This window comes from Mammaliicoccus sp. JADD-157, from assembly GCF_049310805.1.
GTDB classification, from domain to species: Bacteria; Bacillota; Bacilli; order Staphylococcales; family Staphylococcaceae; genus Mammaliicoccus; species Mammaliicoccus lentus.
In genome coordinates this window covers 537,160-557,916 of record NZ_JBMOVZ010000001.1, presented here as the reverse complement: position 1 = coordinate 557,916, position 20,757 = coordinate 537,160, and the positions used below count along the sequence as shown (strand labels likewise).

Annotated in this window: 26 protein-coding genes and 1 riboswitch; of the genes, 7 read left to right on the top strand and 19 right to left on the bottom strand. The window is 31.8% G+C overall.

Going from position 1 to position 20,757, the window contains the following annotated elements; translation table 11 throughout:
• Window positions 1–12: 12 nt before the first annotated feature.
• From ACO6VN_RS02840 to ACO6VN_RS02815, 6 genes are all read right to left on the bottom strand, one after another.
• Window positions 13–708, bottom strand: coding sequence for a methionine ABC transporter permease (locus ACO6VN_RS02840; RefSeq protein WP_194200970.1), 696 nt, complete (start codon window positions 706–708; stop codon window positions 13–15).
• The gene (locus tag ACO6VN_RS02835; protein ID WP_064211461.1) at window positions 701–1,726 is read right to left on the bottom strand and encodes a methionine ABC transporter ATP-binding protein; all 1,026 of its coding nucleotides are present in this window, start codon (window positions 1,724–1,726) and stop codon (window positions 701–703) included. Before ACO6VN_RS02835 ends, ACO6VN_RS02840 begins: the two co-directional genes overlap by 8 nt.
• Window positions 1,727–1,801: 75 nt before the next feature.
• Window positions 1,802–1,908: riboswitch (SAM riboswitch) on the bottom strand.
• A 29-nt stretch (window positions 1,909–1,937) separates the two neighbouring features.
• Window positions 1,938–2,261, bottom strand: coding sequence for a thioredoxin family protein (locus tag ACO6VN_RS02830; protein ID WP_194200971.1), 324 nt, complete (start codon window positions 2,259–2,261; stop codon window positions 1,938–1,940).
• Window positions 2,218–2,622, bottom strand: a complete 405-nt coding sequence (locus ACO6VN_RS02825; protein WP_017001080.1) for a toprim domain-containing protein — start codon at window positions 2,620–2,622, stop codon at window positions 2,218–2,220. Before ACO6VN_RS02825 ends, ACO6VN_RS02830 begins: the two co-directional genes overlap by 44 nt.
• A 103-nt stretch (window positions 2,623–2,725) precedes the next feature.
• The gene (gcvH, locus tag ACO6VN_RS02820) at window positions 2,726–3,106 is read right to left on the bottom strand and encodes a glycine cleavage system protein GcvH (RefSeq protein WP_064204453.1); all 381 of its coding nucleotides are present in this window, start codon (window positions 3,104–3,106) and stop codon (window positions 2,726–2,728) included.
• 66 nt (window positions 3,107–3,172) lie between these two features.
• Window positions 3,173–3,526, bottom strand: a complete 354-nt coding sequence (locus tag ACO6VN_RS02815) for an arsenate reductase family protein (protein WP_017001079.1) — start codon at window positions 3,524–3,526, stop codon at window positions 3,173–3,175.
• 142 nt (window positions 3,527–3,668) lie between these two features.
• On the opposite strand from ACO6VN_RS02815, the gene ACO6VN_RS02810 reads away from it, so the two are divergent.
• Window positions 3,669–3,989: a thioredoxin family protein gene (locus tag ACO6VN_RS02810; RefSeq protein WP_194200972.1), complete on the top strand. Its 321-nt coding sequence runs from the start codon at window positions 3,669–3,671 to the stop codon at window positions 3,987–3,989.
• Window positions 3,990–4,826: 837 nt separating this feature from the next.
• Here the strand turns inward: ACO6VN_RS02810 and ACO6VN_RS02805 are convergent.
• The 3 genes from ACO6VN_RS02805 to ACO6VN_RS02795 all read right to left on the bottom strand — a co-directional run bounded on the left by ACO6VN_RS02805 (window position 4,827) and on the right by ACO6VN_RS02795 (window position 6,754).
• On the bottom strand, window positions 4,827–5,366 hold the full coding sequence (locus ACO6VN_RS02805) for a nitroreductase family protein (protein WP_064204455.1): 540 nt from the start codon (window positions 5,364–5,366) through the stop codon (window positions 4,827–4,829).
• A 95-nt stretch (window positions 5,367–5,461) separates the two neighbouring features.
• On the bottom strand, window positions 5,462–6,199 hold the full coding sequence (gene aroD / locus ACO6VN_RS02800) for a type I 3-dehydroquinate dehydratase (protein ID WP_194200973.1): 738 nt from the start codon (window positions 6,197–6,199) through the stop codon (window positions 5,462–5,464).
• 141 nt (window positions 6,200–6,340) lie between these two features.
• Entirely contained in the window at window positions 6,341–6,754 is a 414-nt protein-coding gene (locus tag ACO6VN_RS02795; RefSeq protein ID WP_017001068.1) for a universal stress protein, read from the bottom strand.
• A gap of 270 nt (window positions 6,755–7,024) precedes the next feature.
• Between ACO6VN_RS02795 and ACO6VN_RS02790 the strand changes: the two genes are divergently transcribed.
• Window positions 7,025–7,849, top strand: a complete 825-nt coding sequence (locus tag ACO6VN_RS02790) for a DUF4352 domain-containing protein (RefSeq protein WP_194200974.1) — start codon at window positions 7,025–7,027, stop codon at window positions 7,847–7,849.
• 48 nt (window positions 7,850–7,897) lie between these two features.
• Here ACO6VN_RS02790 and ACO6VN_RS02785 read toward each other — a convergent pair whose 3' ends face one another.
• Both ACO6VN_RS02785 and ACO6VN_RS02780 read right to left on the bottom strand, forming a co-directional pair.
• Window positions 7,898–8,080, bottom strand: coding sequence for a CsbD family protein (locus ACO6VN_RS02785; protein WP_017001066.1), 183 nt, complete (start codon window positions 8,078–8,080; stop codon window positions 7,898–7,900).
• A 72-nt stretch (window positions 8,081–8,152) separates the two neighbouring features.
• On the bottom strand, window positions 8,153–9,118 hold the full coding sequence (locus ACO6VN_RS02780) for a multidrug resistance efflux transporter family protein (RefSeq protein ID WP_216683283.1): 966 nt from the start codon (window positions 9,116–9,118) through the stop codon (window positions 8,153–8,155).
• Window positions 9,119–9,288: 170 nt separating this feature from the next.
• On the opposite strand from ACO6VN_RS02780, the gene ACO6VN_RS02775 reads away from it, so the two are divergent.
• Complete coding sequence (locus tag ACO6VN_RS02775; RefSeq protein ID WP_017001064.1) at window positions 9,289–9,705, top strand: organic hydroperoxide resistance protein; 417 nt, start codon at window positions 9,289–9,291, stop codon at window positions 9,703–9,705.
• 106 nt (window positions 9,706–9,811) lie between these two features.
• Here ACO6VN_RS02775 and ACO6VN_RS02770 read toward each other — a convergent pair whose 3' ends face one another.
• Window positions 9,812–11,212, bottom strand: a complete 1,401-nt coding sequence (locus tag ACO6VN_RS02770) for an MFS transporter (RefSeq protein WP_194200976.1) — start codon at window positions 11,210–11,212, stop codon at window positions 9,812–9,814.
• Between the two features lie 194 nt (window positions 11,213–11,406).
• Between ACO6VN_RS02770 and ACO6VN_RS02765 the strand changes: the two genes are divergently transcribed.
• Window positions 11,407–11,739: a hypothetical protein gene (locus ACO6VN_RS02765; RefSeq protein WP_017001062.1), complete on the top strand. Its 333-nt coding sequence runs from the start codon at window positions 11,407–11,409 to the stop codon at window positions 11,737–11,739.
• Between the two features lie 152 nt (window positions 11,740–11,891).
• Here ACO6VN_RS02765 and ACO6VN_RS02760 read toward each other — a convergent pair whose 3' ends face one another.
• Window positions 11,892–12,824, bottom strand: a complete 933-nt coding sequence (locus ACO6VN_RS02760) for a nucleoside hydrolase (protein WP_216683282.1) — start codon at window positions 12,822–12,824, stop codon at window positions 11,892–11,894.
• A 149-nt stretch (window positions 12,825–12,973) separates the two neighbouring features.
• On the opposite strand from ACO6VN_RS02760, the gene ACO6VN_RS02755 reads away from it, so the two are divergent.
• The gene (locus tag ACO6VN_RS02755) at window positions 12,974–14,278 is read left to right on the top strand and encodes a TrkH family potassium uptake protein (protein WP_422404205.1); all 1,305 of its coding nucleotides are present in this window, start codon (window positions 12,974–12,976) and stop codon (window positions 14,276–14,278) included.
• A gap of 174 nt (window positions 14,279–14,452) precedes the next feature.
• On the opposite strand, the gene ACO6VN_RS02750 is transcribed toward ACO6VN_RS02755, so the two are convergent.
• Both ACO6VN_RS02750 and ACO6VN_RS02745 read right to left on the bottom strand, forming a co-directional pair.
• Window positions 14,453–15,631, bottom strand: a complete 1,179-nt coding sequence (locus ACO6VN_RS02750) for a hypothetical protein (protein WP_422404204.1) — start codon at window positions 15,629–15,631, stop codon at window positions 14,453–14,455.
• 138 nt (window positions 15,632–15,769) lie between these two features.
• Complete coding sequence (locus ACO6VN_RS02745; protein WP_216683939.1) at window positions 15,770–16,465, bottom strand: MBL fold metallo-hydrolase; 696 nt, start codon at window positions 16,463–16,465, stop codon at window positions 15,770–15,772.
• A gap of 167 nt (window positions 16,466–16,632) precedes the next feature.
• On the opposite strand from ACO6VN_RS02745, the gene ACO6VN_RS02740 reads away from it, so the two are divergent.
• Entirely contained in the window at window positions 16,633–17,034 is a 402-nt protein-coding gene (locus ACO6VN_RS02740; RefSeq protein WP_017000722.1) for an NUDIX hydrolase, read from the top strand.
• On the opposite strand, the gene ACO6VN_RS02735 is transcribed toward ACO6VN_RS02740, so the two are convergent.
• Window positions 17,031–17,531, bottom strand: a complete 501-nt coding sequence (locus tag ACO6VN_RS02735; protein WP_194200980.1) for a GNAT family N-acetyltransferase — start codon at window positions 17,529–17,531, stop codon at window positions 17,031–17,033. The two genes, ACO6VN_RS02740 and ACO6VN_RS02735, sit on opposite strands and share 4 nt — an antisense overlap.
• 182 nt (window positions 17,532–17,713) lie before the next feature.
• Between ACO6VN_RS02735 and ACO6VN_RS02730 the strand changes: the two genes are divergently transcribed.
• The gene (locus ACO6VN_RS02730) at window positions 17,714–18,133 is read left to right on the top strand and encodes a YolD-like family protein (RefSeq protein ID WP_017000726.1); all 420 of its coding nucleotides are present in this window, start codon (window positions 17,714–17,716) and stop codon (window positions 18,131–18,133) included.
• Window positions 18,134–18,220: 87 nt separating this feature from the next.
• Here ACO6VN_RS02730 and ACO6VN_RS02725 read toward each other — a convergent pair whose 3' ends face one another.
• The 3 genes from ACO6VN_RS02725 to ACO6VN_RS02715 all read right to left on the bottom strand — a co-directional run bounded on the left by ACO6VN_RS02725 (window position 18,221) and on the right by ACO6VN_RS02715 (window position 20,737).
• On the bottom strand, window positions 18,221–18,721 hold the full coding sequence (locus tag ACO6VN_RS02725) for a GNAT family N-acetyltransferase (RefSeq protein ID WP_194200981.1): 501 nt from the start codon (window positions 18,719–18,721) through the stop codon (window positions 18,221–18,223).
• 13 nt (window positions 18,722–18,734) lie between these two features.
• On the bottom strand, window positions 18,735–19,247 hold the full coding sequence (locus tag ACO6VN_RS02720) for a GrpB family protein (protein ID WP_422404203.1): 513 nt from the start codon (window positions 19,245–19,247) through the stop codon (window positions 18,735–18,737).
• 296 nt (window positions 19,248–19,543) lie between these two features.
• Window positions 19,544–20,737 (bottom strand): GTP-binding protein, encoded by a 1,194-nt coding sequence (locus ACO6VN_RS02715; RefSeq protein ID WP_017000731.1) that lies wholly within the window; start codon window positions 20,735–20,737, stop codon window positions 19,544–19,546.
• Window positions 20,738–20,757: the final 20 nt, after the last annotated feature.

Here is a 20,757-nt window from a genome sequence, read left to right as displayed (position 1 = left end):
TAAGGCACTCCTTTAACGTTTATCAATTTTCTTAACAATTAAATCTCCAATAAATTGGATAACAAATACAATAACTAGTATTAATATAGTAGAAACTAGGATTACATCATTTTGATTTCGTGTGAAACCAGTTAGATATGCTAAGTTACCTAATCCTCCTGCACCGATAACACCAGCGATTGCTGTAGATCCTACTAATGCAATTGCAGTTACAGTTAGACCTGATACAAGTGCAGGTAATGATTCTTTAAGTAATACTTTTCTCACAACTGTCCATGTGTTTGCACCCATAGATACAGCCGCTTCTATTACACCTTTATCTATTTCTTTCATGCCAATCTCTACTAATCTTGCGTAGAATGGCGCAGCCCCAATGATTAAGGCTGGTAGAGCACCTTTCGGACCACTTATTGTACCAAGTAAAATATCAGTAAATGGTAGCAACAATAGTATAAGTATGATAAATGGTATTGCTCTAAATAAATTCACTATAAATGAAACAATTGAATAAAATACACGAGAACTTTTAGATGTTCCTTTAGATGTTAGGAACAATAATGTTCCTAGTATTAAGCCAAACACTAGTGTAAAAACTGTTGAAATGACGGTCATGTATAAGGTCTCGTATAACGCTTCCCATACAGCGTCCCATCTCACGTTAGGCATTGTTACCATTTCAGTGATTATTTCACTAAATGACTTATTCATTAATACCCACCTCAACTTTCACACCAAGATTATTTAATTCTTGTTTAATCTGGTCTTTAGAATAGTTTCCATCAGGCAGATGTACAATCATATGCCCAAAAGTACCATTTTGAGTGAGTTTAACGTCGCCTTCAATGACATTAATATTTACGTTATATTCTTTAATCACTTTGGCTAACACAGGTTCTGAACTAGTTCCACCTACAAAGTTCAGCTTCCATATTTCACCTTCAGGCTGTTCTTTCTTGAAGTCTTGCAACGTTCTTTCTAAATCGTCTGCTTTCAAATCATCCTTAACAAATCTTTGCGTTACATGTGTTTGAGGATTATTGAATACATTGATGACTTCTCCTTCTTCGACAAACTTACCATTTTCCATTACTGCAACATGATCACAAATCTTTCTTATAACGTGCATTTCATGTGTGATAAGTATAATTGTTAAATCCAGCTCTTTATTGATGTCTATCAATAAATCTAGTATTTCATCTGTTGTTTGAGGGTCAAGTGCACTCGTAGCTTCATCACACAATAATACGTGCGGGTCATTTGCTAATGCTCTCGCGATTCCTACTCTTTGCTTTTGCCCACCAGATAATTGAGATGGATAAGCATTTTCTCGACCTTCTAGCCCTACTCTTTTGATTAACGCTTCTGTCTTTTTATTAATCTCGCTTTTAGAGACACCTGCGATCTCTAACGGAAAAGCAATGTTGTCTTTAACTGTTCTAGACCAAAGTAAGTTAAAATGCTGGAATATCATACTTACTTTTTGTCGTTTTTTTCGAAGTTCTTGTTTTGACAATTTACCTATATTCGCACCATCTACTATAACTTCACCTTCAGTAGGGGTTTCTAACCCGTTAAACATTCGAATCAAGGTACTCTTTCCAGCTCCTGAAAAACCGATTACGCCATATATACTTCCTTTTTCTATATTTAAGTCAACATGGTCAACAGCTTTTATGTCACCTTTTTTTGTCTTGAAAGTCTTTACGACCTTATTTAACTCGATCAAATCTGTTGCCTCCTAATCCTTAAATTAAAAACGCCTCACTCTAATGATTAGAGAAAGGCGTTATTAATTGTCTTTCTCTCATCTCCAAAAGTTTACACTTTCTGTGAATTGGCACCATTTCATATTTATATGACGGTTGCCGGGCTTCTAAGGGCACATCCCTCCACCACTCTTGATAAGAGCTATTACGTATTTAATTAAATTCATACTATCACGATAAGTTTTTATCGTCAATAACTTTTTGAATATTCTCAACTATATACGGAACTGACTGAAATGCATAAATTCTTTTTATAACTTTTTCTTGTTTCATTATAAATAGAACTGGTACGGATTGTATTTCATATTCTTCACAAAATTCCGGATAAAAGTTTAAGTCACATTTGTTTATAGGTAGTTTTGTCATTTCGTTGGCAATATCTAGCATGCGTTCTGAGATTTTACACGTTCCACATGTTGGTGTATAGCCGAATAACAAATGTACATCTTTATTAAAAAGCTTGTATACATCGTTCGATATTTCTGTGTGTTTCATGATAACGATACTTCCCTTTCAATACAAAGTCGTGATTAACTTCAAATCCATGATAGTTTAACACATTCGCTAAATATTGTCTTGGGCAACGTGCTACCTCAGTAAAAGTTGAATCTATATAAATATGATGACTTTCACTAACGTATTTTTTGAACCATTTTCTTATGCGTTTACCTTCTTTATCTTGATCGACTAATATATACACTTGTTTACCATAAATTTCATCTAAAAGTTCGTCCATTTTTTCGACACCCATTGTACCATGTGTGCAAATTACGTGAACGGGTTCATTTAATACTTCTTTCACTCGCTTCTTATCTGAAATACCTTCTACGATTATTACTTTTTTAATCATCGCCATGGCCTTCACCTTCTACAAATGAATAATATTATATTTTTACTTCTCAATGAGATTATGCTAAAAAACTCCATGATACTACTGTACCGTGGAGTTTGTTGTATTGCTATTCACCTATCATTTCACTATACGCATCAGCATCTAATAAATCATCTAATTGTGATTTATCAGTTAATTCTACTTTGACCATCCAAGCTTTGTCATAAGAAGATTCATTAACGTATTCTGGACTATCTTCTAATTCATCATTTACTTCTACAACTTTACCAGAAAGAGGTGCATATAGTTCAGAAACTGTTTTTACAGATTCTACACTACCGAATGAATCTCCACTAGTTAATTCGTCACCTTCTTCTGGTAACTCAACAAATACGATGTCCCCTAATTCAGATTGAGCGAAATCAGTAATACCGATTGTAACTACATCGCCATCAACTTTTACCCACTCATGTTCTTTTGAATATTTTAACTCACTAGGTACTGCCAAAGTAATCCCCTCCTATATGTAATTCAATTATAATAATGACATAAAGCCCTTATTCAAGCAACTATTTTATAGCCAAGTTTGGCGGTATTCATCTTCTTTAAAACCTAAAGTGATTTTGTTGCCTAATACAGCTAATGGGCGTTTAATTAACATACCATCTGAAGCTAATAATTCGAATTTTTCGTCGTCAGATAAATCATCAATTTTATCTTTAAGACCTAACTCACGATATTTTGCACCACGCGTGTTAAATAATTGATTAACAGTAACGTCTGTTCCATCAATCATATCTTTTAATTCGTTAGCAGTTGGTGTTAATTGAGTAATATCTATCGGTTCAAAACTCGCACCATTTGTTTCTAAAAATTTTGCAGCTTTTTTACATGTTGTACAGTTAGGATATTGATAAAATTTTATCATGTCTTTACCTCCATATATGTATTTAACATCATTATACCAATATTAATTAAGAACACATAGTCTTGAGTTAAATATTTTTTTAATAAACAAAAATAAGCTATAATTCATTTATAATATTAATTCTTAAGGAGCTTGAAAATATATGAAAACAATAAACCAATATGATGAATTCAAAGAGGTTACACAAAGCGATGAACCAGTAGTAATTAAATTCTTTGCAGGCTGGTGTCCAGATTGTACGCGTATGGATCAATGGATAGATCCGATTGTCCAAGAATACAATAATTACGATTGGTATCAAATTAATCGTGACGATGTACCAGATGCAGCAACTGAAAATGATGTAATGGGTATCCCAAGTTTATTAATATTCAAAAACAATGAAAAACTAGCACACTTACATTCAGCAAATGCTAAAACACCAGAAGACGTAAAAGCATTCTTAGCTAAAAATTTAAAATAAGATGGTTTAAGGCTTCTCCTCATCCGATGGGTTTGTTATTAACGGATGAGGATATTTTTTATATATGAGATTTAAAAAGTGGATGCTTGTTTTGCTAGTTCTTAGATCTACCATTTTTCTTACGTTTATTGTTATTATAGTAACCCATAAATCATATTTCACTTTAGATTATTCTCGTGAATATATACGAAATGCTTTGTTTTTAGGTTTGAACCAGAATAAAAAGTTAATTCGTAAGTTTAGGTATTACTTAATCCAATAAAGGTGTGTGTAGTTGGATTATTGTCTTAGTAAATCCAATAAGAAGTGCTCTACTTGGATTATTGTCTTAGTAAATCCAATAAGAAGTGCTCTACTTGGATTATTGTCTTAGTAAATCCAATAAGAAGTGCTCTACTTGGATTATTGTCTTAGTAAATCCAATAAAGATGTGTCTACTTGGATTATTGTGTTAGTAAATCCAAATAAGAAGTGCTCTACTTGGATTATTGTCTTAGTAAATCCAATAAGGAGCGTCTATTTGGATTATTGTGTTAGTAAATCCAAATAAGAAGTGCTCTACTTGGATTATTGTCTTAGTAAATCCAATAAGGATGTGTCTATTTGGATTAATGAGGTAGAAAATCCAATAAGAAGGTGTCTATTTGGATTAATGAGATAGAAAATCCAATAAGAAGTGCTCTACTTGGATTATTGTGTTAGTAAATCCAATAAAGGTGCATGTAGTTGGATTATTGTCTTAGTAAATCCAACAACAATATCAACTCTTGCTTTTTTGATTAATAACATCCAAAAAAGAGCTAAGGATTTATATCCCTAGCTCTTTTAAATTAAAACTTACCACTTCGTTAATGTAGATTTATTTTTTCTTCTTGAGAATACAGCATTTTCATCTTTTTCAGTTACATATAAAAATCCGTTTACGTCTTCATCATCATTTGCACCAACGATATCACGGAATGTTGGTTTAAAGATGTAATCAGGTGTTTTCCAACATGAGCCCATACCCGCTTCGTGTATCAATAGCATTAGGTTTTGCATAAATGTTGCTACAGCCATTTGATTTTCAAGATTTTCTTTTTGTCTAGTATCTCTTCTAGCTAATATTACAAAAATACCACCAAGTCTTGAAACTTTTTCTATATGCTGTTCTTGTTTTTTCTCATCATTCACAAATGCAGATGTAGCTACCTTTTTAGCAAATTCATTTATTTTGTCTTTACTAACGTATACTAAACGCCAAGGTTCTCTCATTCCATGATTCGGAGCATATGTTGCTAAATCAACTAGTGACATTAGCTTTTCTTCATCGATGTGCATATCATGATCATAATTTTTAACACTACGTCTTTCTTGTATGACTTGTTGTAATTCCATTTTAACACTCCTATTAATCTATTGATAATTATTATCAATTATATCATATAAATAAGCCTGAGTTCTAACTTTGAGAATTCAGGCTTAAAAATATTCTACTGGTTATACAGTGCGAGTTGTTCTTTAATATTTTTAACATGTAATTGTCCTGGTGCTGCTTCACTACCTACAAAACCATAAGTAAGTCGTGAACCAAATAAACCGCCAGTAATCCTAGTCATAATACCAAGCTCACCCATTGATATACCTACTACGTCGATATCTAATTGATGATATGCTCTATTCATCGCATTTAACAACGATAATAAGTCTTTTTCGTTGTTAGGCATTACTGCTAATTTTCCAATATCAGCACCTAGCTCTGCCATTTTTTCGTAAGTCACAAACATTTCTTCCACATCTGGCGTTGCTTTAAAATCATGATGCGAAATAATTATTTTGACGTTATTATTTTTAGCTCTTGTAATACAATTCATTAGATTATCTTCATAAGTATCTAATTGAACATCGACATAATCTGCTTTTTGATTACAAATAATATCTTGCATCAATTTATAATATGTTTCATGGTCGAAGTCCCCTAATCCACCTTGACCTTTTGAACGATAAGTAAAGAGAATTGGTGAAGCGGTATACTTTGATTTAAGCGCACCTAACACTTCATTTATATTTTCCAAAGAAGTATCAGATAGTGTATCCGCTCTAAATTCTACAATATCTACTGATTTGTCGTTCATATTAAGTTCTTCTACTGTTTTTTCAATATCGTTTTTATCTTTTAAAGACACGGTCGCAACAATATCAGGAAACGTTTCTTTGCCTTTTTGTTTCATAGCCATTCCTCCAATGTTCTTCTATTACCATTTTACATTAGTTAGCGCTTTTTTTCTATTGAATTCAATATAATATGATAATAAAAAAACAGCAAAAATTCTTATTTTATTAAGAACTTTTGCTGCTTATAATAAAGTTTATTATTTTACTATTAAAACTGGAATCTTAGCTCTTTTAGCTACTTTATGACTTACGCTTCCTAGTACTAATTTATCAGCATCTTCAGCTTTTCTATTACTTAGTACTACAATTTCATAATCTCCGCTATTTGCTAATTTAAGTAACCCAGCCTTTGGATTACCTTTAATAAACTCTAGATTATATTTAATGTTTCGTTCATTAAAGAAGTCAAATACATGTTGAATACCTTTTTGACGTTTCTCTGTCATTTCTTCAAAGTGCACACCTGTACGGACTGAAGCTTGTATATCTTTCTCGCTTATCATATTAATCATTGTAACAACTGTACCTTCACCTGAAAGTTTCGCTATTTCTTCCAGAACTTTTTCATTTTTCATATCTGTATCGATGCCGAATAAAATGTCTCTATACATGTTTACCACTCCTTTACTTTATTTTAAATGATATTGTAAGCACTATTCAACTTTTATCAACCATTATATATATTTATTATTAACCGACTATTAATATTCTGTATATTTAATAATAAGTGTAGATTTATACCCCAAATTACTATAAACTAAAAATAATTAATAAAGAATACAATTGTTTTTCATTTTTTAATCTCTATTATATGGCAATTAGAAAAAATTAATTTCTATTTATTTTTTATTAAAAAATAGTTTTGTGGAAGGGGAAATATTATGAATAATTCTAACCAATCAAATGAAAATCCATTCAATCAAAACAACTTAGACCAACAAAGCAATCAACAGCAAAATTCACAACAAGAGAACCCGTTTAATCAGTCGAACCAAAGTGGTTTTCAAGGGAATCAACCACCTCATTCTGGAGATCAGGGAGATTCAAATCTTAAACCATGGTTATTTGGTTGTGGTGGATGCTTAGTTATATTCATAATATTGGCGATTATTCTAGGTGCATGTGCAGCAGGGCCAATCAAAGAACAAATTGATAACTTTACGAGTGATACTGAAGAAAAGTCTACCGAAGAGGAATCAACTGAGGAAGAATCTACAGAAGAAGAAACAACTGAAGAAGAGACAAGCGAAGAATCTACTACTGAGGAATCTACAACTGAAGAAAATGACAACGATAGTTCGGTGACAAATAAAACATCAAATCTTGGCGGATCAATTAACGCTGTGGGTACAAAAATCACAGTCGAAAAAGCAGAATTCGTTGAACCAGATTCTAAATATAGTAAACCAAGCAAAGATAAAATATTAAAAGTTTACTATAAACTAGAAAACATTAATAATTCTAGCTTGATTGTAGGCGACACTAACTTTGGCGTTACAGCAGATGGCCAGAGAGTAAGTAAATTCTATAGTATGCGTGATTCCGATGCTGGTTTCAGCTTTAGCTTAAAACCTGGACAATCAGATGAAGGTTATGTATATTATGACGTGCCTGATGCAGATAAATATGAGGTACATTTACAATTAAAATCAAAAGATAATAGTTATAGAATGAAATGGAATATTAAAGATTCGGATTTAAAGTAAATAAGAAGCCGTTTGACAATAAACTTGTCTAACGGCTTCTTATCTTTTTTATTTCTTGAATTTATCAATTACTTCATTTGCTTTATCTTTAACGTTCTCTACAGCTTCTTTAGCTTTGCCTGAAGTTTTTTCTTTTTTACCTTCGTTTTCTAAATCTTTATTATCCGTAACGTCACCTACTGTTTCTTTAACATTACCTTTTGCTTTTTCATATTTACTTTCGTCTGCCATCATTTATCACCCTTTATAAATCAATTTGAATGATTTATCATTCATTAATTACATACCACTTTCCATATAGCTTTAAACATTAATTTTGGAAGGTTTTTTTAATGACAAACTATCTATAAAGCTATATATCGCCATTCCGATAATAATAAGTGCCACACCTAGCATACTCAATGGCCCTGGGATAGGCAATCCAAGTAATATCATCTCTCCTATAATAGCAAAGACAACTTCTAAAGACTGCGTTGCCTCGACTCCTGCTAATTTCTCTTGGTCATCTTTTACAAGATTCGTTGCATAGAAAAACAGTACTGTTGCAATAATTCCAGAAAACAACGCAACTATAAAAGATTGTGTAACTTGATTAGAAGATGGTAGACCATGTTTAATATATCCTATGCCAAATATTATAAACCAGACGGGCATCGTAACTAAAGTCATTCCAAATACTCGTTCAATTGTACCTATATCATGTTTGACTACACTCATCATTTTTCTATTTCCTAACGGATAACAAAATGCAGCAATTATTATAGGTAGAAATCCAAGCAAGAAAATATTTAAATGAATTTCCGAAGCTTGTGGTATTTGTATAATGATAATGCCGACAAACATAATGCTAGATATAGCAAGTGACCTCCATGGTATTTTATTTCTCACTAAAATGGTTTCACCGGATACTTTCACTTTATCTATAAAGAGTGGCGCTAATAACATGCCACATATAATCGTAATTTGCCATGTCCCTGATATTACCCACCCAGGACTATATTCAGCTGCAAACGTTAAAGGTGCATAAAATAAAACGAATGCAAAGAAACTCCATATAAACCAAGATGATTTATACATGTTGATATGCTTCAAAACATGACCTGTTTTTCCTTTAATTACTACAATTAACCATAAAAAAGGCAACATGAAAATAAAGCGAAGAGATGAACTGAAATACCATGATCCACCTTCATTAGCCATTAAATGATTAAATACAAATGTAACTGCAAAAAATAACGCTGCCAAAATACCAATTAAAATCGCTCTCATGTTAGCCCTCTTTCTTATACGTTTAATATTCATTATTCCATAAAAGAATGACGTTTTACATTATTTTTTTAGAAAATATCTCATATTTATAAATTAAATATTTTTAAAATGGTTTAATTTATAATAAGCGGGTAAACAATATATATAATCTATAAGGAGGTCTTTTTTTTATGGCAACTCAATATGAAACTAAAGCAACAAACACTGGTGGACGTAAAGGTCATGTTTATACAGACGATAAAGCAATTGATGTAGACGTATTACCACCACAACAAGCTGATGGCAATGCGACTAACCCTGAACAGTTATTCGCAGCAGGCTATGCTTCTTGCTTCAATGGTGCTTTTGATTTAATCCTTAAACAAAACAAAGTGCGTGACGCTGAACCAGAAGTTACGTTAACAGTTCGTTTAGCAGATGATCCAGAAGCTGAAAGCCCTAAATTAGAGGTAGACATTGATGCAAAAGTTAAAAATGTTTCTCAAGAAGATGCGGAAAAATATTTAAAAGATGCTCATGACTTCTGTCCTTATTCTAAAGCGACAAGAGGTAATATCGACGTTAAATTAAACGTAGAAGCAGTTTAATATAATTGCCTAGATTAATTTAAAACTAAATAAATCAGGAGGCGTTCTTCAATTTAAAAGAATGCCTCCTGATTTTTATTTAATATATTATTTTAACGTGACATCATTAATTTTTTTCACTTTCTTCAGCATGCCACCATAATGCATCTTTCGGATTTTCAAAAACTTCATGTAAATCTTTTTTATTATCAACGTTCGGATAAGATCCACGAAGCGATTTATTTGATGTTGTTTTAAACATAAACACAAATACAAGCAGTCCTATAACGTTAATAACAGTTAAATAATATGACGGTGCAATTTTTTGACCAGTTGTTTCTACTAAAGTTGTTAAAATAAATGGTGTTAAACCACCAAATACCGCTGCACCTATATTATAAACTAGCGATAACGTTCTTAATCTTACTTTCGTATGGAATATACTTGGTAAGACTGAAGGCATAACTCCTTCAAATGTTGACATGAATAAAGCAATAATAAATAGACCGATAATAATCATTGGTATAGAAGGTATACTCATAAACCAGAATGCTACAACTGAGAATAAACTGAAACCTATTAAACCAAATAATATTGTGTTTTTATTACCTACTTTATCACTGTACCATCCAAAGAAGAATACTGCTGGTATCATTGCAGCCATTGTTACTGTACTTAATACACTACTCATCGTACCACCTAAATCAATCGTTCCATTTAGGAATGATGGCATGTATGACAATACCATGTAGTTTGCAACGTTTAAAAATGCCACACCAGTGAAACATACAATGATATCTTTCCAATATTTTTTGAAGATATCCTTATAAGAATATTCGAGTTCTTCTTGTTCTTCTAAAGTTGATTCGTATGCTGGGCTTTCGTCTAGATTGTTTCTTAAATAAACCCCTACAATACCTAATGGCGCCGCAATAATGAATGGAATTCTCCAACCCCATGCTGCCATTTGTTCATCACTTAGTAATGCATACATAATACCAACTAATACCGCAGCTAAAATATTCCCTGATAATGTCCCTATTTCAAGGCCACTTCCTAATTTTCCTCTTGTCTTATCAGGAGATGTCTCCGCTATGTATGTCATCGCACCAGCGTATTCTCCACCAGTTGAGAATGATTGAACCATTCTAACAATAAGCAATAAGATTGGTGCCCAAATCCCGATTTGATGTTGCGTTGGAAGTAACCCTAACACTAAAGTAGAACATGCCATTAAAATAATGGTTGATGACAGAACAACTTTACGACCATGTTTATCCCCTATGTGACTGAAGAATATTCCTCCAATCGGTCTTACTATAAAAGCAAAAGCAAAAACTGCAAAGGTTGATGCCAACTGTATTTCTTTTGGCATGTTCCCGAAGAAATTCGAACTAATGATAACCGCTAGTTGAGCGTAAAGACCAAAGTCAAACCACTCAATAGCGTTACCAATACCTGTTGCAAATACGGTTTTCTTCGTTTTACTCGCATCTACAACATTGACGTTGTCTTTCTTAAACTTCATTTTTAAATACACTCCCCATTTATCTCTATATAAACATATAACCTATTAAAATTTTTTTAATCAAAATTTTTGAAATTCAATTTAAAATATTTCTTAAAATATTTTCATAACAATAATTATAGAAGTACTAATAAATTTACTTTTTCTATATTTAGTTTTATATTGAAATAAAGATACTTTTTAGGAGGGAATACATGTCAGGGTTTTACTTTTTAGTAATTGTTACAATAATCAGTGCCATTGTGAGTTTAGGATTTTCATTAAATGCAGTCGCTGATAGAAAACAAAATCAAAAATCTCAAACAAACGCACTTTATGCTTTATCACGAAGTTTAGTTTTATTTTTATTATCTATTATCGCCTTATTTACTGGTAGCGCTGCTTTTTTAACTGGTGTTGCGCTCGCTGTTGCTTTAACACATATCTTTGATGGGTTTATTGGGATAATTTTAAAAAATAATTTTAAAACTTACGGCCCATTCATTACAGGTTTTTTACACCTTGTAATTATCGCAATATTTGCATAATATACATACTAACAAACATACAGCTTCGACGCAAAATCGCTATAACTCTATCATTTAATTAAAAAGCCACTCTGCTGAATCCTCAACAGAGTGGCTTTTCCTATATAAATTCTCACAACTTTAACGCATATATTATTTGTTCTAGAATAAACTTATATTTTCTTTGCTAATTCAGTCATATAATCAAAGAATGCATCTCTATTTACATCATTAATAATATTAACGTTTCTTCCCTCTTCACTCTTGAATGTTCTACCTTGGCTCGGCCCATGAGTAAGTACACCTAGTTTTTGTTGTTCTTTTTGTACAAGTTCTGGTTTACCAACATAAGCAGTTGTTAACACATCCCATAAGAAGTACGTTGAATTTGTAACGAAATGTGTAAGTGGTGGAACAAGCGCATAACATATCCCTAAGAAATCTACACCTTCATAGTTTCTTTCATTCGCCCACCTTTTACGAACATCTGGTGTAAGAGGTACTTGATTTGTACTTTCTAATGCTACCATATCTATTTTAATATCTGTATCAAATACAACTTTAACCGCTTCAGGATCCCAAAAAGCATTCCATTCAGCTGTTCCATCATGTTCTGGTTCTTCAACGTTACCTTTGTCTAAAAGCGTACCGCCCATCCAAACTAATCTTTCTATACGTTCTTCTATTTTAGGTTCAACTTTTAAACTTTTAGCTAAATCAGTAAGAGGACCTGTAAATAACATTGTTACTTTTTCTTTGCTATTCATTAATTTTTCAATAATATCTTCGTATGCTTCTTTTTCTGAAACTGTTGAATGAATATTCATTTCTTCATTTAAAATAGGCATAGCATCTACATAAAATGCATGCATTCTCCAATCTTTAGGAAATGGATTTTTCCCTCTTTCATTTGAAGGTGCAACATTTAATTTTTGATTTGAAAAACGATTGATAATTTTGCAAGAAGCGCTCGTAGCAGGCTCAACATAACAATCTGCTCCGATTGCACTAACACCTATTAAATCTACATCTTCCATTTGTAATAATAAAAATAGCGAAATTAAGTCATCCACGCCACCGTCATGGTTAAAATATACTGTCTTCATTTATATACCCTTCTTTCATTCCCAATAGCACCATTATACATAATAATTAATTTTTATTATATCAATTATTTAAATTTACTTGTTTATGTATCACTAAAGATATATACTCTCATTATTAAATGTAAAATTTTAGGATATGAGATGAAAAAATGAAAATATTTATAAAACTGATCATTTTTTATTTAAGTTTATTTCTGAGCACTACACTTATTGGTTCATTATTGCTCTTTCTACCTATTACAGGTAGGAAAACTATTTCTTTTATTGATGCATTTTTTGTAACCACAAGTGCCTTTACAGTAACTGGTCTATCTACTGTAGATATACCTAGCCAATTCAATACGTTAGGGTATATTGTTATTTTACTACTTATTCAAATTGGTGGATTAGGTATCGTCGCTGTAGCTCTGTTTGCTTTGATTTTATTTAATAAAAAAATTTCATTCTTAAACAGAGAATTATTAATGATTACTTGGAATTTCGATGAATTCGGTGGAGTTATAAAAATCCTTAGAAACCTATTTATATATACAATCATTGTGGAAAGTGCAGGTTTCTTACTATTATCAATCAAATTTCTACCATTATTCGGATTAAAAAAAGGACTTTTCATATCACTTTTCACATCTATATCTGCGTTTAATAACGCTGGCATATCACTATTTTCTAATAACTTGATGTCTTTTTCATCAGATTTATATATTAATTTTGTCGTATCGTTTTTAATAATTTTAGGTGGTATAGGACCATTAGTTGTTTATGATATTGTCGTTAAAAAACGTTTTAACAAACTGCACCTACATACTAAAATTGTGATAACAGCTACTGCTTTTCTAATTTTATTTGGTACATTATCTATATTTTTACTTGAATACCATCATGGTCTATCTAAATTATCAATAAAAGATAAATTATTAACTTCATACTTCCAATCAGTTTCAACTCGTACTGCAGGTTTTAATACAATAGAATTAAATCATTTATTACCAGCTACATATGCGGTTATGATTTTCTTAATGTTTATCGGAGCAGCTCCAGTAAGTAGTGCTGGCGGTATTAAAGTAACTACATTTATTTTAATATTAGTATTTCTTTGGCAAAATATTAGGAATTATGAGTATCCTTATATCTTTAAAAGAACAATTCAATTTCATCAAATATCAAAAGCTTTATCTATTGCATTATTCAGCTTTATTTTGGTAATAATCGTGAGTTTAACTATGAACCTATTTCAACCAGACATTGCATATCATAAGCAATTATTTGAAGTAACTTCTGCATTTGGAACAGTCGGTTTGTCTACTGGTATTACTTTTGACCTCAACACATATTCGAAATCACTAATTATTATCGTCATGATTGTTGGTAAAATAGGCATTATTACATTATTAACCCTTCTAACACAACGAGATACATCTAATTACCGATTTGCTGATGGCAAAGTACATCTATAAAAAATGAGTCTGGGACATAAATAATTGTCCCAGACTCTCTTTTTGTATTGGCAGTAGCTGACTGGTACGAAAATGCGCTTATATCAAGCTTTTTTCATACCTAGTCATCCTTGCCGGGGTGGGGCTACGAAATCTTTTTATTAAAATGAGATTTCTGTCCCACTCCCATTTTTATTATTCATCTTCGTTAGATTTTGAGTCAGCTTTATCTTCGTTACTTGAGTTGTCTTTAACTTTTTGTTCGGCATCCTCTTGAGCTTTTTTATCTGCTTCTTCTTGTGCTTTACGATCAGCTTCTTCTTTGGCCTTTTCTTCTGCTTGACGTTGCTGTTCTTCAGCCTTTTTCTCAGCGTCTTCTTGTGCTTGTTCCTCTTTTTTACGCTGTTGCTCTTCAGCTTTTTGTTCGGCATCCTCTTGAGCCTTTTTCTCTTCTTCTTCTTTAGCTTTCTCTTCTTCTTTTTGTTTTAGTTCTTCTTCACGTTTTTTATCCGCTTCAGCTTGTTTTTCTTCTTCTTGTGCTTTTTTATCTGCCTCTTCTTGTCTCTTCTTCTCTTGTTCTTCTAATTTTTTCTGTTGATCATTATTTTGGACCGCATTATTATTATACTGTTCTTCTGATGATGGTATTTGTTCAGTTGGTACTTCTTCTGTTGCTGGCGGTTGATTACTTTCAGTTTCTTTTACTTCTGAATTTTTAATATTCCAGTCTGCTTTATAAGTCTTATCTTCTGGCTTAAAGTTCATTTCTACTTTATAATTATCCGCTTCTGGTACATCATAATATAAATAACTATTTTCTGTGTCACCTTTTTTTAACTGATGTTGGAATCCAGGTGTATTTTCATTCATACCGAAGAATTGATTTTGACTTTCACCATCAATCGTGAGATCAAAAGCAGAATTATCCACTAGAATTTGCTTTTTATCTACATTTTTAAATTTATAATATACTTTTAATACTTTACCATTCTCAGGGTAGTAATATTGATCTTCAGGTTGAACAAACTCTGCCTTAACAACAGTAACTTCAAGACCGTTCACTCTAATTTTATCTCCTAATTCCAAACCCTTCAGACCTTTTTCAGGCGTGTCTTCGAGCTTTTTAGTCTCAGTCTTTTTATCTTTCGTTTGTTGCTCGCCAAATAACTGGTCTACAGAATAACTACTACTTTTCGGCAGCGTTAAAAAAATCGAAACAAAACAAATTAACCCTACGAAAAATAGTGTTACAGTGCTTATTAACACTCCAACAAACTTACTTTTGTTCGCAATTTTTACAATAGTCGTCACCAACATCGTGACAAATGCTATAGATATTAAAATCCATACAAACGTAAAAATTAAACTGTTCATTTTTTCTCTCCTTATCGTATCTTTTATTTATCTTATAATAGCACGGATTATCTAAATAAAAATAATAAAACAAACTTTATTTCCTTTTTATAATCATTCCCTAAAATTTGAAATTTAAAATTAATTCACTAAACTTATTTACTCTTTCTCTTTTACTAACAAACCACCATGGTAACAAAAATATTTTGAAGCATTTAAATCAACAACTTTTTTTAATGAATGTTTTGCTTCTTTTAAATTCATGCTATAGTCCGGGTTTGCTACTATAAGCTCCTCACCTTCTTTTACTGCGGCATCACCTGTTATCACGCTATCTTCTGACTGTATGTATAAAGAAATGTGTCCACTTGTATGACCAGGGGTTTGCACAATCTCGACCTCTTCTTCTAGTATGATTGCACCATCTGTAACTTCTATATCAACTTCCACATGATTTAAAGATTCAAGTAATTCAATGAACTGTGTACCTTTCTCTTTATCGTATTCAGGCATGCTTTTTAATAATTCTTCCGCTTGAGTAAGTCTTTCAGATTTTTCACTACCGTTTATATACTTAGCTTCTATGAAACTACTTATTACTTTTACGTGTTGGTATTTATCCTTAAAGGCTTTAAGAGCCCCTATATGGTCGTCATCATAATGAGTAATAATGATATTTTGTAAATTATTCATATCATAACCTAAGTTTTGAACAGCTTCTTCTATCTTCGGTAAGAAACCGGGATACCCTGTATCAACAAGTGTTAAAGCCTCTTCTAACACGATGAGCGTTGGATATATAGCATGCTCATGCCCTTCATAATTAAACTTTATTTCTAATTCTTCTATTTGAATAGTCATAATAGAGCTCCTTTATTTTCTAACGGTCTTTTTTGAAATTGTTAATTATTATGATTCTCATTACAATTTCTACTATATAAAATGATATATATAATATTATTTTAAAGGAAACAAATTACATTAGAAAGGTTTTTGGCTTTTTAATTTTTAGGAGGGTTAGCATGATACCTAAACATATCGTTTCAGCTGCATGTATTGTATTAAACGACGAACAGGAAATATTACTAATTAAAGGACCTAAACGTGGTTGGGAGATGCCTGGTGGCCAAGTCGAAATCGGTGAACCTTTGCATGAAGCAGCTATACGCGAAGTAAAAGAAGAATCTGGCGCTCACATTGAAATCACCAGATTCTGTGGTATTTTCCAAAACACTACTGACGGTATCGTCAACACATTATTTTTAGCACACTACATAGGTGGCGAGTTATGTACGAGTGACGAAAGTTTAGAAGTAGGCTTCTTTACATATGATGAAGCAATGGAAATGGTTACGTGGAAAAATTTCAAAGAAAGAATCTCTTTAAGTCTGAATGAAAAAGAACCATTTCTTGTTACGTTCTAGTATTCATCTTTCAAGATACTATATACTAGTGTATCTCTATAACCATCTTTAAGTTTAATATTTTGTCTCAATATCGCTTCATGTCTCATTTTTAATTTTTGAAGTACGATTTCTGAAGCGGTATTATTTATGTCTGTTGAAGCCCATATTCTATTCAGTTTCAACACTTTGAAACCATACTTCACTATAGTTCTAGCTACATCTGTTGCAATACCATTGCTCCAATATTCTGGATGGATAGTGAATTCAATTTCTCCACTATTATTCTTCTTATCACTTATTAATTGGATAGCACCGATAACATTATCCGTATCCGCATCTACTATTACATTGTACATCCAAACTTCATCTCTATTTAATAACGTTTGTACAAATTCTTCAGTCTCTTCATATGTTAACGGATCCCAAGTTTGATATTTCGCCACTTCAGGTAGTGAAGTATACGCGTGAATATCATCTAAATCCGATTCTTTTAAATCTCTTAAATAGTAATCCATCCTAATCCTCCTAATATTTCTATGCTTTATGACTAAACGATTGGGATTATCTTAACATAATTACATATATATATAAACTAATTCCTATATATTTACTCGACTTTTATTGCAAGAAGATTTCACTTTACAAAATAGAACGTATGTTCTTATAATAAAAGTATAATGTTTTTGGAGATGATAATGTGGTAAAAATAATTAATCCAGATATGCCTGAAGAATTTCAAAATGAGACAGATTACAGAAATATTCCAAGGGAATATTTAAATCCGAGAATTCCTCAAGGGAGAGGAATGATTAAATGGGCGCCATTTGCGACAATGCCACAGCAATTCGAAGAAATCTCACAATATATTAAAGATCAAACAAAGATAGAAAAACCTACACTTGATGAATCCGCGCTAGCTGATTTAAACCATGTATTAGCGGAGAAAATTTTCTATAATCCAAATTGCGAAATTAAATATTGGCACAATGGCTATATTAAACAAGTGAAATGTGAAATACATAAATTCAACTCCGAAATTAATATGCTACAAGTTATTAATCAAGAAAATAAACAAGTCATGTACTTAGATATGGACTGTATATTAGGAATAGAATAATAAAAAAGAATCGCCTGTAGATACCAGCGATTCTTTTTTGTCGTTTTTAGTTTTTTTACGTTCGATAATTTTGTTTTATCGAACCATCTATAAATAAAATCGCATCATATCTTCATCATAATATTGCTTTCCATCATAAATAGCCATCGGTTCAGTTGCAAATCTTTCAAAACCTAATTTTTTATAAAATTGAATCGCTCTATCATTCATAGATAAAACTGTTAAATCAATCACTTTTAATCTTTCTAGACTAGATGCTTCTTTTATAAGTTCTTTCACTACGCTTTCAGAAACACCACTCCCCCTATCATTTTCTTTACAATACATAGCGACTATGTTCCCTTTATGTTGTAGCTTTTTAACACCTTCTCTATAAAATGTTGCAACACATACAAGTTCATCATCTCTAAATCCACCATATGTAAATTTAGAATCAGTACTTTCTAAACGTTGTTCAAATCTACTAAAAGGATATTCAACCTCATCTTCATACAAAGAAGCAAAAGCTTGGGCATCAGTTTGCAAAGCTAATAATCTAAGCTCCCTAAATTCAATGGCATCAGTTTTATTTAATTTACGAATTTTCAATATAAATCGCCTCCTATTTCAGATTGTCAAACCACATCAAAGCTTCTTTTTCAATATTTCTCACGTAATCTTTTTTAGCTTTACTGTATTCTCGTGTGTCATGGTATTTACTTGCTAACATTTCTTTGTAATGGCTATATTCTTGGGCAACCTTTTCATTTGCTCTCAAATAATCTCTAAAAATGATATGTCTTTCTATTTCTTTATTTCCTTGTTCATATATATGTATATGATGGGTTCTGTTTTCTCCGCCTTTTCTTAATAGTCTTCTGCCACTAATACCCCATTCTCCCGCTACTTCGTAACCTAAGTTTATAAATAATGAGTTAAACTGATCGACCTTTTGAATATCACGTACTATAACCATCATATCGATAACTGGTTTAGCTTTCATCCCTTCAATAGAAGTGCTTCCAAAATGATCAAACTGAATAATTAAATCTCCTAAAATTCCCTCTAAATTTTTACACTCATTTTGATAAAGACTTTTCCAACTTTCTTTATATGAACTTAACCTAATCTTCAAATGATCACCCCTTATTTAATAAATAACATAAAATAAGTTCTTTAGTTCTATTTGGTCAACTTAAATTATCTAGTAACTTGTTTATTTCAATAAACTTTGAATTTTTAATAGACAAATTCGTTTCTTCATATGTTTCACGTTTCACTACTTCTTTCGAAGATATTTTTATACATTATGAATCTATTTCCACCAATATTACCATTATGTACAAAAAAAGAGTATGAGAAATAAATTATTCCATAAAAAAAAGAACCCGAGCGTAATTTTGTCTCGGATTCTTTCCTATTTCATAAGTTTTATTGTAATACCCAACTATATGGATCTTTTAATTGTGACCAGTCTTGATCTATTTCATCTGCATTAATGAGACATTCATCTAATGATTTTGTAATTTCATCAACGTCTAAATCACTGCCGATAATAACAAATTGTGTTTCTCTATCTCCATATTCTGGATCCCAATTTGCTTTTACTTCAGGTCTTTCACTTAGTATTTCATTTTTTTGTGCTTCACTCATTGCATCAACCCAATATGTTATTGGATGGATGTTAACGAATGAACCTGCTTGTGAAAATAGGCAAGCTACGTGATTATATTGTGCTAACCATACAATACCTTTTGCTCTGATGATATTCCCTTGCATATTTTCCATCCATTTATTAAATCTATCAGCATGGAAAGGTAAACGTCTTCTGTATGCAAATGATGAAATACCGTATTCTTCAGTTTCTGGTGTATGACTAGCATGACCGCCTTCAGTCAATTCTTTAATCCAACCGGCAGAATTACTCGCCTTTTCAAAATTAAATAAGCCTGTGTTAACGACCTCTTTAATTGGTACATCAGCAAAGTTTGTTTTTATAAATTTAGCGGTTGGTTGTAATTTTCTTAATACATTCTCTAGTTGATCTAAATCTTTTTTGTCCACTAAGTCTGTTTTATTTAGAATCAACACGTCACAAAATTCAATTTGATCTATTAATAAATCAGAAATTGATCTTTCGTCTTCTTCACTAACACCTTGATCTCTATCAGTTAATAAATCTTCAGAGCGCATATCGTTAATGAAGCGGTGCGCATCGACTACTGTTACCATAGTATCTAATCGACAAATGCTTGTTAAATCGATACCTAGTTCATCGTCAATATATGAGAATGTTTGAGCAACTGGTACGGGTTCTGAAATACCTGTTGATTCAATTACAATTTGGTCTACATCTCCACGTTCTGCTATTTTTTGTACTTCTACTAATAAATCTTCTCTTAATGTACAACAAATACAGCCATTAGAAAGTTCGACGAGTTTTTCATCAGTTCTAGAAATACCCCCACCTTCTATGACTAAATCTTTATCTATATTGATTTCACTCATATCGTTTACGATGACCGCTATTTTTAAACCTTCTCTATTTTTTAAGATGTTGTTTAATAACGTCGTTTTTCCTGAACCTAAATATCCACTTAGTACAGTTACAGGTATTTTATTCAATTTGTTTCCCCCTACTTTCT